12 protein-coding genes, 1 pseudogene and 1 riboswitch are annotated in these 13,907 nt (G+C 42.7%); all 13 genes and pseudogenes read right to left on the bottom strand.

What is annotated here, in order from left to right:
- Nucleotide 1: 1 nt before the first annotated feature.
- The 13 genes and pseudogenes from HMPREF1150_RS10310 to HMPREF1150_RS10250 all read right to left on the bottom strand — a co-directional run bounded on the left by HMPREF1150_RS10310 (nucleotide 2) and on the right by HMPREF1150_RS10250 (nucleotide 13,819).
- Nucleotides 2-658, bottom strand: a complete 657-nt coding sequence (locus HMPREF1150_RS10310) for a CBS domain-containing protein (RefSeq protein WP_002894682.1) — start codon at nucleotides 656-658, stop codon at nucleotides 2-4.
- A 375-nt stretch (nucleotides 659-1,033) separates the two neighbouring features.
- The gene (locus HMPREF1150_RS10305) at nucleotides 1,034-1,744 is read right to left on the bottom strand and encodes an ABC transporter ATP-binding protein (protein WP_002894681.1); all 711 of its coding nucleotides are present in this window, start codon (nucleotides 1,742-1,744) and stop codon (nucleotides 1,034-1,036) included.
- Nucleotides 1,744-2,508 carry an ABC transporter ATP-binding protein gene (locus tag HMPREF1150_RS10300; protein WP_009659152.1) on the bottom strand — a complete coding sequence of 255 codons (765 nt, stop codon included), beginning with the start codon at nucleotides 2,506-2,508 and terminating at the stop codon, nucleotides 1,744-1,746. Before HMPREF1150_RS10300 ends, HMPREF1150_RS10305 begins: the two co-directional genes overlap by 1 nt.
- Nucleotides 2,508-3,461: a branched-chain amino acid ABC transporter permease gene (locus HMPREF1150_RS10295; protein WP_009659161.1), complete on the bottom strand. Its 954-nt coding sequence runs from the start codon at nucleotides 3,459-3,461 to the stop codon at nucleotides 2,508-2,510. The genes HMPREF1150_RS10300 and HMPREF1150_RS10295 overlap by 1 nt, the downstream gene beginning before the upstream one ends.
- Before the next feature lie 3 nt (nucleotides 3,462-3,464).
- Nucleotides 3,465-4,334 (bottom strand): branched-chain amino acid ABC transporter permease, encoded by an 870-nt coding sequence (locus tag HMPREF1150_RS10290; RefSeq protein WP_002897070.1) that lies wholly within the window; start codon nucleotides 4,332-4,334, stop codon nucleotides 3,465-3,467.
- Nucleotides 4,335-4,578: 244 nt separating this feature from the next.
- Nucleotides 4,579-5,739 (bottom strand): ABC transporter substrate-binding protein, encoded by a 1,161-nt coding sequence (locus tag HMPREF1150_RS10285; RefSeq protein WP_009659159.1) that lies wholly within the window; start codon nucleotides 5,737-5,739, stop codon nucleotides 4,579-4,581.
- An 88-nt stretch (nucleotides 5,740-5,827) separates the two neighbouring features.
- Nucleotides 5,828-6,097 (bottom strand): YlbG family protein, encoded by a 270-nt coding sequence (locus HMPREF1150_RS10280; protein ID WP_009659102.1) that lies wholly within the window; start codon nucleotides 6,095-6,097, stop codon nucleotides 5,828-5,830.
- 160 nt (nucleotides 6,098-6,257) lie between these two features.
- Nucleotides 6,258-6,857 (bottom strand): annotated as a pseudogene (locus tag HMPREF1150_RS10275) (ATP-dependent Clp protease proteolytic subunit); the annotation flags it as partial.
- Nucleotides 6,858-6,956: 99 nt separating this feature from the next.
- Nucleotides 6,957-7,586 (bottom strand): uracil phosphoribosyltransferase, encoded by a 630-nt coding sequence (gene upp, locus HMPREF1150_RS10270; protein ID WP_032905340.1) that lies wholly within the window; start codon nucleotides 7,584-7,586, stop codon nucleotides 6,957-6,959.
- A 97-nt stretch (nucleotides 7,587-7,683) separates the two neighbouring features.
- Complete coding sequence (gene mgtA, locus HMPREF1150_RS10265; protein ID WP_009659128.1) at nucleotides 7,684-10,344, bottom strand: magnesium-translocating P-type ATPase; 2,661 nt, start codon at nucleotides 10,342-10,344, stop codon at nucleotides 7,684-7,686.
- Between the two features lie 157 nt (nucleotides 10,345-10,501).
- Complete coding sequence (locus HMPREF1150_RS10260) at nucleotides 10,502-11,113, bottom strand: glutathione S-transferase family protein (protein ID WP_009659077.1); 612 nt, start codon at nucleotides 11,111-11,113, stop codon at nucleotides 10,502-10,504.
- Nucleotides 11,114-11,263: 150 nt separating this feature from the next.
- Nucleotides 11,264-11,419: riboswitch (M-box (ykoK) riboswitch) on the bottom strand.
- A 74-nt stretch (nucleotides 11,420-11,493) separates the two neighbouring features.
- On the bottom strand, nucleotides 11,494-12,660 hold the full coding sequence (locus HMPREF1150_RS10255; RefSeq protein ID WP_009659094.1) for a MalY/PatB family protein: 1,167 nt from the start codon (nucleotides 12,658-12,660) through the stop codon (nucleotides 11,494-11,496).
- A 1-nt stretch (nucleotide 12,661) separates the two neighbouring features.
- Nucleotides 12,662-13,819 (bottom strand): cystathionine gamma-synthase, encoded by a 1,158-nt coding sequence (locus HMPREF1150_RS10250; RefSeq protein ID WP_009659132.1) that lies wholly within the window; start codon nucleotides 13,817-13,819, stop codon nucleotides 12,662-12,664.
- Between the last annotated feature and the right edge of the window lie 88 nt (nucleotides 13,820-13,907).

A 13,907-nucleotide genomic window follows, 5' to 3' on the forward strand; every position in this document is an offset into this window, starting at 1 on the left:
CTTATAAGGCTTTTGCAGCAGTATGTGTAATCTCAGCCAGCTCAATAGCATGCTCCTCAAATTTTTTCTTGAGAAGCGCCGTATCTATATTACCAGCTAGCTGTACTTCAATGACGACTTTGCCATCCTTGCGTGGGATATTGACGGTATTGGAGATGTTGAGATTTTCTTCCACCAGAAGACGGATAATCTGCTCAAGAACCCCCACCTTATTCTCAGTGACAAAGCGCAGACGGACTCCCTCTTCACCATAGCCAGATACTTCTAAGAAAGCCTTGAAAATATCACGGTCAGTAATAACCCCGTAAAGTTGCTCATTGTCCACGACAGGCAGGATACCAATCTTATTTTTCAGCATCAGATAGGTCGCATCTTCCAGACTGGCAAACTGAGAAATCGTGACAACATCACGAATCATAACATCACCAACCTTGGTTTTGTTGAGAAGATAATTCATCTCGTAAATGGACAGACTCGTTGCCTTAGATGGACTAGCTTCTGCAATCGTTCCTTCTGTCACCAGTCCCACTAGTTGGTCATTCTCAATCACCGGCAGACGGTGGAGTTTCTGCTCACGCATCATATCTGCCGCATGAGCAATCGTTGTATTTGGGCTGATATAAACCACCTTACGCGTCATAAAATCTTTAACTGCCATAAAAGTTCCCTCTACTTCCTATCCATAATTCTTATACTTATTATACTTTATTTTGAAGCTGATTTCAAACGCTTCCAAGGCCTTTGCCTAAGTTTTCAAAATTTAGAAAAATCCCGCGATTGGAAAAATTGAAGATAGGAAATGGCTAACTAAACTATTTTAAACATCTAAGATAAGAAAAAGGTCCATTGGACCTTTTCAAAATGTTAAGTTACTACCGTAACTTTCTATCAACAACCTAAAAGTGTCTCCCAGACATTTTGAAGAAAATTCGCTCTCGCGAATTCCCATCTGCAACCTGAAACAATCCACTGGGCATCTTGACGAAAACCTTGTTTTCTTTATCTGCAACTTAAAAAGGTCCATTGGACCTTTTTAACCACCTAGATATGCTTTGCGGACTTCGTCAGAAGCGAGGAGCTCTTGGCCAGTTCCGGACAAAACGATTTTGCCTGTTTCAAGGACATAACCGCGGTCAGCAATAGAGAGAGCCTTATTTGCATTTTGCTCAATTAAAAGAACTGTTGTCCCTTGTCGCTGAATATCTTGGATAATATCGAAGATTTCCTGGATAAAGATTGGCGCCAAGCCCATAGAAGGCTCATCCAAGAGCAAAAGCTTAGGCGTAGACATCAGAGCCCGTCCCATAGCCAGCATCTGCTGCTCACCACCTGAAAGGGTTGCAGCATCTTGGTTTTTACGCTCTTCCAAACGTGGGAAACGAGAGAAGACCTTTTTGAGATTGGCTTGATTTTCTTCTCGATTTGTTTTGAGAAAGGCGCCCATTTCCAAATTTTCCAAAACGGTCAAACCTGGAAAGACATGACGTCCTTCTGGTACTTGCGAAAGTCCAGCTGCTACGATTTTTTGAGCAGGAACTTTTTGAATTTCATTGCCGACAAATTCAATTTTACCAGCACTTGGACGAACCAAACCTGAAATAGTCCGGAGAATGGTCGTTTTCCCAGCGCCATTTGCACCAATCAGGGAAACAACCTCTCCTTCATTTACTTCAAAGCTGACATCACGGACAGCCTGAATCATGCCATAATGGACAGAGAGATTCTCAACTTTAAGCATGGACATTAGGCTTCACCTCCTAGATAAGCTTCAATGACGCGTTTGTCATTCTTGATTTCATCAGGTGTTCCGTGCGCAATCATGCGGCCGTACTCCAAAACATAGATTCGCTCAGTAACTTCCATTACCAAACTCATGTCATGCTCAATCAGCATGATGGTAATGTTAAATTCGTTTTTAATCCGTCGAATCAATGCAGTCAGCTCTGCTGTCTCCTGAGGGTTCATTCCTGCAGCTGGCTCATCCAAGAAGAGGATCTTTGGCTCCGTTGCCAAGGCCCGAACAATCTCCAAGCGGCGCTGCTGACCATAAGCTAAGTTCTTAGCCAAGGTTTCTGCTTCCTTGTCCAAGTCAAAAATTTTCAGCAACTCCAAAGCCTTGGCTTTGAGTTCTTCCTCATTCTTATAATAGGCTGGCAGACGGAGGAAAGAAGCCAACACATGAGCCTTATGATGATTACCAAAGGCAATCAAAACATTATCCAAAACACTAAGGTCCTTAAAGAGCCGGATGTTTTGGAAGGTCCGCCCTAGACCTAAAGAAGCAATCTTGTAAGGTACCTTACCATTGAGCAAATGACCATCTAGTGTCACTGTTCCTTCACTAGGCTCATAAACACCAGTCAAGAGGTTAAAAAGGGTCGTTTTTCCTGCACCATTAGGGCCAATCAGACCAACCAGCTCGCCCTCGTTGAGTTCCAAGGTCACATCGCTAACAGCAGTCAAGCCACCAAAGTTTTTAGTTAGATTTTTCACATCAAGAAGTGCCATTATTCTTTGACCTCCTTATTCTTTTTGAAGAGCTTAGACAAGCTCAGCTCCCAAGTCCCTAAGAGTCCGCCAGGACGGAAAATCATGACCAAAATCAAGGCCAAAGAATAGACAATCATCCGAATGCTGGATACATCCTGAAGCAACATATTGAGAACTCCCAATACCACTGCAGCCACAATGGTTCCAGTCATCGATCCTAGACCACCAAAAACGACAATAATCAAGATATTGATAGTGTTGGTAAAAGAATAGTCCTTAGGAACAACTGAACCAACGAAGCCAGCTTGAAGAGAGCCAGCAATAGAAGCCGTGATAGCTCCCAAGACAAAGGCTGTCACTTTGATTCTAGTAGTATTAACCCCAACAGACTCGGCAGCAATCTCATCCTCACGGACTGACAGAGTACTGCGGCCAATAGGACTGCGCAGGAAATTCAAGGTCAAAATAGTTGTGATAACAACAAAGATATAGACCATCTGCCAAGAGGTAAAGGGCGGAATGGATAGGATACCAGCTGCGCCATTCGTCAAAGTACCGCCATTAATAATCAGAATCCGGATAATCTCTGAGACACCAAGAGTCGCAATCGCGAGATAGTCTCCTTTAAGACGAAGCGTTGGTAAACCGACTGCCAAAGCCACAATACCAGCAATGATAGCTCCAGCCAGCATGGCAATGAAGAAAGCTCCATATGTTGGCGATTTAGAGCCAATAATTGCTACTGCGTAGGCACCGATTGCCATAAAACCAGCATGGCCAAGAGAAAACTGACCTGAGAATCCGACGATGAGATTAAGCCCCACAGCCAGAATAATATTAATCCCGATCTGCTCTAAGATTTGAATATAAAAAGCATTGAGAACACCGGCACTAACCAATACTGTCATCAGCAAGTAGCCGATTAAGACAAGGCCAAGCCAGAAAATATTTACCTTTAAATTCTTTTTCATACCTTACACCTTCTCTTTCACATTTTTACCGAGGATACCAGCTGGACGGATCAGAAGAATGACAATCAAAATCGCATAGACAATGGCATCTCGGAAATCAGATAATCCAAGCGCTGTCGCAAAAGTCTCCAAAAGACCGATAACAAAGCCACCAAGCGCGGCACCAGGAATGATTCCAATACCACCGAGAACGGCCGCTACAAAGGACTTAATACCTGGAGTCATCCCCATCAAAGGCTCCAATGAATTATAGTAAAGGGCAATTAGGACACCAGCAGCCCCTGCAAGAGCTGACCCCAAAGCAAAGGTGAAGCTGATTGTCCGATTGACATTGATTCCCATGAGCTGGGCAGCATCACTGTCTACAGATACAGCTCGCATAGCCTTACCCATCTTTGTCTTCTGCACGATGAACTGCAAAGCCACCATGAGGAAAATCGAAATTCCCAAAATCAGCAACTGAATATTTGAGATAGAAATCGGCCCTAAGTTAAAGCGTACTGTTTTAATAACCTGTGGGAAGGAACGAGTATTGGCACCGACAAAGAAAATCATGCCATACTCGAGGAGAAAGGAGACCCCAATGGCTGTAATCAAAGCCGCAATCCGAGTCGAATTACGCAGAGGACGATAGGCTAAAAACTCAATAACCACACCGAGAATCGCTGTCCCAATCATCGCTAAAATGAGAGAAAGGAAGAAATTAAACTTCAAGATATTAATCAAGTAATAACCCATAAAGGCACCAATCATATAGATATCGCCATGAGCAAAGTTAATCAGCTTAATAATCCCATAAACCATGGTATAACCCAAAGCCAGAAGCGCATAAACACTACCCAGGATTAGACCGTTGACTAATTGTTGGAGCATTAGACACCACTCTTTCTATAATAAAATAAGGAATGGGACAAAAATCAGCAGACTAGGTCGTGATTTTATCATCCCACTCCCAAAATACGAATAATAGTTGATTGAGAAACGAAGAAAATAGATTATAAAACAATACTCTTTCAAATCCGTAGATTTATAAAGAAAGAAATCATCTACTAATTTGCTCAAGCAACTAAAAATAGAAAACAAGTCAAAGACTGGGATAGCCCCAGCCTCGTAACTATTATTCCGCTTTAACTGTTTCTACAGTATCTACTTGACCGTCTTTCAAGCCAATCATCAAAGCTGTTTTCACTGGATTGTGATCTTTATCAATAGAGATTGAACCGGTCACTCCATCGAAATCTTTAAGCTTAGCCAAGTTGTCTTTGATATCTACAGAAGTTTTAGCACCTTTGGCTGCTTCTGCTGCCATATAAACAGAGTCATATGCCAGAGCTGCAAACATAGATGGCTCTTCTTTGTACTTAGCTTTGTATGCTTCAACAAACTTCTTAGCTTTTTCTGACATTTCACCCGAAGTTGTAAAGCCAGATACATAGTAAACATTTGTAGCTGCAGCTGGAGTTGCTTGCTCAACGAACTTAGCATCACCAAAGCCATCAGGACCAACGATTGTTTGGTCAATACCCAAACCACGTGCTTGATTGACAATTTTACCAGCTTCTGTATAGTAACCTGGAACAACCAGAGCATCAAATTCTTTGCCTTTAATCTTTGTCAAAGCAGCTTGGAAGTCAGTATCCTTAGATTGGAAAGTTTCTGTTGCTACAATCTCACCCTTGAACTCTTTCTTGAAGGCATCCGCCATTCCTTTAGCGTAGTCACTAGATTGGTCGTAGTAAAGAACGACTTTCTTAGCTTTCAAGTTATCAGTAACATACTTAGAAATGATTTTACCTTGGTAGCTATCAATGAAAGTTGCACGGTAAAGATAATCTTGCTTGTTGGTCAAATCATCCTGTGTCGCACTTGGTGTAATGATTGGCACACCTGCTTTAGCAGCATTTGCAGTAGCTGAAGCTGTCGCTCCAGAAGTCGCAGGGCCAATGATTGCATTTACCTTACTTTGGGTAACCAAGCTAGTAGTGATGGTAGATGCTTCAGCAGTTTCTGATTTGTTATCCTTATCAGTAACTTCAATCTTCTTGCCATCTACGCCACCAGCAGCGTTGATTTCATCAACTGCCAACTGAGCACCATGTTGTTCAGCTGTACCGTAGGCTGCTACCTCACCTGATTCTTCAAAGTTGAAACCAAATTTAATCGTATCGCCAATTTCTGTACCAGTTGCTGTTGAGTTGTTATTGGATACTTCTCCACAAGCTGCGAGAAGGGCCGCACTAGCAAAAGCTACTAGGGATAGTGCAAATTTTTTCTTCATTAGGAAATCTCCTTAAGTGATTTGATTGATGATATAGTAAGAATATATCGAATTATCTGACAATTGTCAACCCTTTATAGAAATTTTATCAAATGATAACGTTTTCTTGCTCTCTATACAGGCTTCCAACAAAGTTTTGATCCAGTTCTTTTATGTGAGAAATCCGAACTTGCTTAACATAGCGCTCCTTGGGCAGATTCTCATGTAGGTTCTGGGCGTCCTCTTGATTGACATAGAGATGCAAATAACGATGCTTCTTAGAATGATAAATAATATCCCCAAAGTTTGCCAGCTTTTTGGCATCTCGATTATAGTAAAGATAGACAATCAAGCCCACTCTTTCTTCTCTTTCTATCATAAAACTCCTTTCCGGTTCATGTAGTTCTTAGTTGATTATAGCAAAGATAGGACAAAAAAACTAGCCCTGAAAAGCTTTATCATTAGCTTAAAACACTTAGTGTTGACAGACTAACAAATTTAAAACAGCAAAAAAGGAACCGCTTTTGGCTCCTCTTGTGTTAGTTCAGATTGCTATTTTCCATGATTTCGTCAATAAAGCCGTATTCCAAGGTTTCCTGAGCACTCATCCAGTAATCGCGTTCCGCATCCTTATGGATTTGCTCAACGGACTTGCCAGAGTTTTCAGCCAAGATTTTTTCCAAGGTATTCCGAGTTCTAAGCAAGTGCTCAGCTACAATGGCCATATCCGTTTGCTGGGTACCACTCCCAGCTCCGCCCATCGGCTGGTGAATCAGATATTCTGCATTTGGCAGCATGAAGCGTTTGCCCTTAGCACCACTGGAAGCAATGATTGTTCCCATGCTGGCAGCTACACCCATAACAATGGTCTGAACATCAGACTTGATAAAGTTCATAGTGTCCACAATGGCCAGACCTGCTGAGACAGATCCCCCTGGCGTATTTACATAGAGGTAAATATCTTTAGTATTGTCTTGAGCGTCCAAGAAAAGGAGCTGGGCAATGACAGAATTAGCCATATTGTCCTCTACTGGGCCAGTCAGCATGATAATGCGGTCTTTTAATAGCCGGGAGTAAATATCATAGGAGCGTTCTCCTCGGCTGGTTTGTTCAATAACTACAGGAATCATAGTTTTCTCTCTTTCTCTTTTTAAATTTTTCTATCAAACTAGGGGAATAGAATTTCAAATTACGAGACTATTATATCCTTTTGGTCAAAAAAGGTCAAATAGAAACTTTTACTTGGTCCCGAAAAGACGATCTCCTGCATCTCCTAGTCCTGGTACGATATAACCATGATCATTGAGATGATCATCCAGAGCAGCTGTGAAAATATCAACATCTGGATGAGCTTCCTGCAAGGCTTTTACTCCTTCAGGCGCTGAAACCAAGCAGACAAATGTAATATGGCTAGCACCACGTTTCTTCAGAGAATCCACAGCCAAGATAGCAGAACCACCCGTAGCCAACATTGGATCTACAACGAAAATCTGACGTCGGTCGATATCTTCTGGCAGCTTGACCAAATATTCAACCGGCTTCAGGGTTTCTTCATCACGGTACATTCCGATATGCCCAACTTTAGCTGCTGGAACCAAGCTCAGAAGTCCATCCACCATGCCAATACCAGCCCGCAGGATTGGTACAATAGCTAATTTTTTCCCTGCAATCTGCTTTTGGACTGTTTTCGTAATCGGTGTTTCAATTTCTACATCTTCAAGTGGTAAATCGCGCAAGACTTCATATCCCATAAGCATTGCGATTTCATCAACTAATTCACGAAAAGCCTTGGTAGAGGTATCTGTACGACGCAAGATAGACAATTTATGCTGAATTAGTGGATGAGCGATAACTTCAAGTTTTCCCATGATTGGATTTCCTTCTTTCAATTTATTCTTCTTATTATATCAAAAAAAGTGTGAAAAGGCTTGCCATAAGCAAGCCTTTTCAAAGATTTTCTTCACCTTACAGCCATTCTCTATAGCGATTGATATAAAAGTGTTTAACAAGAGTTACACTAACCATATAAAGCACAATAATCAAGAAGAGGAAAAGGAAATAAGTGCCATTCAGCGGGGCTGTCTTCAGAACTGACGCAAAGAGGCTGTATGGCAAGGAAGTAACAAAGAGAGCTGCTGCCATGGTCGTCACAATGACAGACAAAGCAGGACGACTTTGCACAAATGGCAGCTTAGGTGAGCGCAGCATGTAGATAACCATGGTCTGGGTCCATATGGACTCAACGAACCAGCCTGTTTGAAAAAGAGTGATAAAGGTTTCTGCTTGCCCACTACCAGCTTGATAGTTGCCACCTGTTATCATAGGTACGATAATAAAGTAGAGCAACAAATAGGTCAAAACATCAAAAACGGATGAGATAGGACCAATCCAAGCCATAAAGCGGGTAATAGAGTTAGCAGACCAAATCCGTGGTTTCTTGAGAAATTCACTGTCAACGTTATCAAAGGGCAGAGCGATACAGGACAGGTCATAAACCAGATTGAGGACAATCAGATGAACTGGTGCCATAGGCAGAAAAGGCAGAAAAATGCTGGCGAAGAGAAGAGAAAAGATATTCCCAAAATTGGAACTGACTGTCATCTTAATGTACTTAGTCATGTTGGCATAGACCTTGCGTCCCTCTACCAACCCTTTCTCCAGAACCATGAGGTCCTTGTCCAGCAGAATGACATCTGCTGTTTCCTTGGCAATATCGACTGCTGTATCAACAGAAATACCCACATCTGCTACTTTCATAGAAGGCGCGTCATTGATGCCATCGCCCATGTAGCCAACCTTGTGTCCATTGGCTTTGAGTTGGAGAATAATCCGAGCTTTTTGGTCAGGTGAGAGCTTGGCAAAGACTGTTGTGTCCTCCACTGCCTGACTCAATTCTTCATCAGATAAGGCATCCACCTCTACACCCAGCAAGATATTATCTACATCTAACCCAACCTTTTCACAAACTGCCTGGGTCACCTTATCATTATCACCGGTCAAAATCTTAGTAGCAACGCCGTACTCAGCCAAGGTTTCAATAGCTGGAGCCGCAGATGACTTGGGTGGATCTAGGAAAGCCAGATAGCCCGTTAAAATCATGTCGGACTCATCCTTCACTTCATAGTCGTAATCTTCTTCTAAGTCTGACTTGTAGCTAACACCAAGCACGCGCAGCCCTTGCTCATTGAGTTGAGCCACTTCCGCAAGGATTTCCTGACGAATCTCCTCAGTCAGTACTGTAATGCGATTCTTGTATTCTACATGGCTAGAGATAGCCAGCATTTCCTCCAAGGCCCCCTTGGTCACCATGCTGATGACATCCTCATCATCCTTAACAATAACGCTCATACGCCGACGCTCGAAATCAAAGGGCAGTTCATCAATTTTCTTAAAGGTTTGGTCTAGATTACGGACAATCTCATGCTTTTCTGCTTCTTTCTCCGTACGATTGATAATGGCCCTGTCCATAAGATTTTTGAGACCAGTTTGATAGTAGGAATTGAGAAAAGCACGACGGAGCACTGCTAAGTCCAAATCACCATGAATATCCAGCGGGTATTCTAACACAATCTCGTCTTGAGTCAGTGTGCCTGTCTTATCCGTACAAAGGATATCAATAGCTCCTAGGTCTTGGATGGCATTCAGCTTCTTAATCACGACCTTTTCCTGAGCCATGATAATAGAACCTTTAGCCAGGCTCGCTGTGATAATCATAGGCAGCATTTCTGGAGTCAGGCCGACCCCAACGCTGAGGGCAAAGACACCTGCTTCCAGCCAGTCGCCGTCTGTCAGACCGTTTATGAAGAACACGACTGGAACCATGACGAGCATCAGACGAATCAAGAGCCAGGAAATGCTATTCATCTCGCGCTCAAAAGAGGTCGGCTCATCGTAGGTGTTCAGTGTCTGCTCAATGGCTCCCATCATGGTCTCATCACCAACCACTAGTACCAGAGCTGTAGCTCTTCCGGAAATAACATTGGTTCCCATAAAGGCCAGCGACTCTGTTTCTAAAAGGCTATCAAGTTTTTGTTCATCTGACTTGGCCAGACAGACCTTTTCTACCGCATCACTTTCACCTGTCAAACCGGACTGCTGAACAAAGAAATCACGCGAGTCCAGCAGCAAGACATCTGCAGGAATCATATCTCCGGCACTAAGCTTGATGATGTCTCCTACAACAAGCTCATCAATCGGAAGTTCCTGCTCTGCTCCTTCACGGATAACCGTAGCCGTGTTGACAATCAGCCGAGACAGATTGCTAGCAGCGCGGTCGCTCCGCAATTCCTGAACAAAACGAATGCCTCCAGAAATCAGCACCAGAACAACAATGATGATGGAAGTCGTCGGATCTTCCTCACCAGGCTTAGCCAGCCAAACATTGGTCACTAAGGACACGAGGGCAATCACCAATAAGATGACTGTAAAGGGGTTAATGATAGACTCGTAAATTTTCTTTAGAATAGAGTCTTCCTGACCCTTTGTGATGATATTTTCACCATAGAGGTCACGATTTTCTTCGACCTGCTCTTCTGTCAGGCCGCGAAAGGAACTCTTGTAAAATACCAGAGTTTCTTTTACAGGAAGCTGCAGCGCAGCAACTAATCTTTCTTTTACTGTTTTCATTGGTTTCTCCTTGATGTATGATTAATAATTTTCATACACAGGGACCAATCACTTTATAAGGACAGAACGACACAAATCAGCGATTGGCTGTGTATGTGCGGTTCCGGATAATCGTCAATTTGCATCGCGTGTCTCCTTTCTTAATTTATAAAAACAATTAAAAGTCCCAAGATGCCTGCAAGACGTCAAAAGTGGCATTCATCTTCTGTGTCCAATCTTGCAATTCTGGAAAATTTTCTTTTAAAGAAAATCCAATAACTTCTTCACGTAAATTCCACCAATCTACAAGAGCAACTACTTGGATTGTTGCAATATTTAAAGAGAGCCCTTGCTCAGTAGCCAGTTTCTCTAACAAAGACAAACTCCGTATATTTCTCTCTTCAATTTGCTGATGTCTGTCTTTCCACCAATGTTCTTTTTCATGGAAAAATTTTTCCGCAACAATCGGCATTGTATTTTCCAAAATTCCTTCAGCAACGGACAGTATATTTAAAACATGCCATTTCTCCATTCCATTGGGGAAAAGTGAGACTTCCTGACCTAGTTCGTCTAAATATTGAGAAATTAAATCACTACCATATAACCATTCTCCACTGGAAGCTTGAAAAGCAGGAATTCTACCTAAAGGATTATCTTGATTGTGCGGTGAATTTCTATCAAAAGCCACCTGAACTTTCTGAATATCCACTTGCTCCTCTAAATGATGATGTAAAATTGTAACATATACTTTACGCGCAAAAGGACTGGTACTAGAATACCAAAATTTCATCACTATTCCTCCTTCTTTTTTCTTGAGAGGCAGGCAATCAACTATTTACTCTCTTGAAATATTTTCAGCAAAAAAGAATACCCTGCCAATTTCTCAGCAGGGTTGTTTGCATGTCAGGTTATTCGCTTCATTGTTTTAAGCACAGATAAAACAAGCATTCACCGTTCAAGCTTTAACTCCATAAGGCGATGAAATGAGCTTAGTCTTGACCTTGGCGATCAGGACTGTTGACCAACGAGTAGTGTCTCCACTGCTTTGCGGTAGTCATCCGTATCCTTATGGTAGCCTCACCTACCGATTTTCCACTCTTACTATACTCCTCTTTCAAAGGATTGTCAATCATTTTTCTCACTTGAAACAAATTTCAAAAAATTTTTGATTTATTTTGGCAGTACCTCTGCAATACGGGAGCAGATTTCTTCAACCATGGTCTCTGGAGCAGCAACATTTAGGCGGGCATGGCCTTTGCCTTCTTGACCAAAATCACTTCCTCGATTCAGGACGACCTTTGCCTCTTCTCGCAGCAGCTGGAAGAGCTGGTCATCTGTCAGGCCATAATCTGAAAAGTCCAGCCAAATCAGATAGGTCCCTTGAGGCTTCATGACCCGCAGGCGCGGCGCTTCCTTGGCAAAATAATCAACCACAAAATTCACATTCTTCTCAAGAACTTCCTTAAGCTCCATCAACCAAGACCAACCGTAACGATAGGCTGCTTCTGTCGCTAAAAATCCAAGACCAGGAATTTCATGCTGGTTATTAGCCAGCTGACGTTTTTTAAACTGATGTCGCAAGCTAGGATTCTCAATCACTGCATAGGAATTTTTGGTCCCAGCAATATTAAAGGTCTTAGTCGCACTGGCTAAAATCAGGCTAAAGTCCTTAAAGTCAGGCGAGACAGTATTGAAAGACTGATGCTCATGGCCAAACAGCGTCAAATCTTGGTGAATTTCGTCTGAGACCAGGAGGACGCCGTACTTTTGACAGAGGCGGCCAATTTTATCTAACACTTCCCGTTCCCAAACTCGACCTCCGGGATTGTGCGGATTGCAAAGAACATAAATCTTGACTTCACTGTCTGCAATGTCCCGCTCTAGCTGCTCAAAGTCAATCTGAAAGAGACCATCCTGCTCTATCAAAGAATTGGTAATAAGCTGACGATTATTGAGCTTGACACTGCGTGCAAAAGGTGGGTAAACAGGAGTGTTGATTAGGACAGCATCCCCTTCCTTGGTAAAGGCTTGGATAGCCGTTGAAATAGCAGGAACAACCCCTTCTATAAATACCAAGGCTTCCCGATCAAAGGTATAGTCGTGCTCATCCCGCTCCCAATCTAGCACAGCATTGATCAGCTCTTCACTAGCATAGGTATAGCCATAAACTAACTGATTAGCATAGTCATGAACAGCTTGCTGGATTTCAGGCAGGACTTCAAAATCCATATCTGCAATCCAGGCTGGCAGGACTTCTTTGTCCTTCTCCGCTTCTTTCCATTTATAAGTATGATGCCCTACACGACAGGGGGCTTTTTCAAAATTATATCTTCCCATATTATTCATTCTCCAAGGCTGTACGTAAATCGTCTACCAAATCACGACTATCCTCAATTCCAATCGACAGGCGCAGCAAATCATCAGTCAAACCATAAGAATGACGCACTTCCACCGGAATGTCTGCGTGAGTCTGGGTCGTCGGATAGGTAATCAAGCTCTCTACTCCACCCAAACTTTCCGCAAAGGTAAAGACTTTCAGGCTATTTAAGAGATGAGGAATCTTCCCTTCGTCCACAACTTTAAAGGAAATCATACCACCCTTACCTGGATAGAGAACCTCTTTTACCGCAGGAGATTGCTTCAGAAAAGCGACTACTTCTTGTGCATTCTGAGTAGAGCGCTCCATACGGAGAGCCAGTGTCTTGAGACCGCGCAAAAGCAGATAGCTGTCAAAAGGAGACAAGACTGGTCCAGTTGTATTGAGATTATAGAAAAGTTTGTCATAAATAGCAGTGTCATTGGTCATGATAGCTCCAGCCAAGACATCATTGTGCCCGCCCAGATACTTGGTCGCAGAGTGTAGAACAATATCTGCTCCATCCTCCAGCGGTCTTTGGTAAATAGGACTGTAGAAGGTATTGTCCACAATGACAGCTGCTCCTCGCTCATGAGCTGCTTGGGAAATGCGGGCAATGTCAAACTCTACCATAAGAGGATTGGTCGGTGTCTCGATATAGACAATATCTATATCCTCTGTCAGATTATTGAGTAGTTCTTCTTCTGTATTGGCATAGGTAAAGGCAAAACGCCCTTCTGCTTCAGCCTGAGTAAACCAGCGGAAAGAGCCGCCATAGAGATCCCGAACAGCCAAAACCTTACTGCCGACTGGAAAGGCACTAAAGGCCAGCACAATAGCCGACATACCAGAGCTAGTCGCTAGGGCATAATTTGCGCTTTCGATAGCAGCCAGAGTCTCTTCCAAGCTAACCCTTGTTGGATTCTTGGTTCGAGTATAGTCATAACCTGTTGACTGGCCAAACTCAGGGTGTTGGTAGGTCGTTGAAAAATGCAGGGGTGTTGTTAAAGCACCGGTTGTTTCATCTTTTTTAACCCCAGCCTGAGCCAGTAGTGTATTTAATTTTACGTCCTTACTCATATTAACCTTCCAATCCTTCGCTAATATTTCACCCTCTATTGTAACATCTTTTGAAAACATTTATCTTTTTTCTTTTCAAGAGCTAGCTATAGTTTGAAACTATAATGTTGATGTTTTAGAAAAACAAAGCTAAAAATTAAAAAGCCAT

The organism is Streptococcus sp. AS14 (genome assembly GCF_000286495.1).
Taxonomy (GTDB): Bacteria; Bacillota; Bacilli; order Lactobacillales; family Streptococcaceae; genus Streptococcus; species Streptococcus sanguinis_P.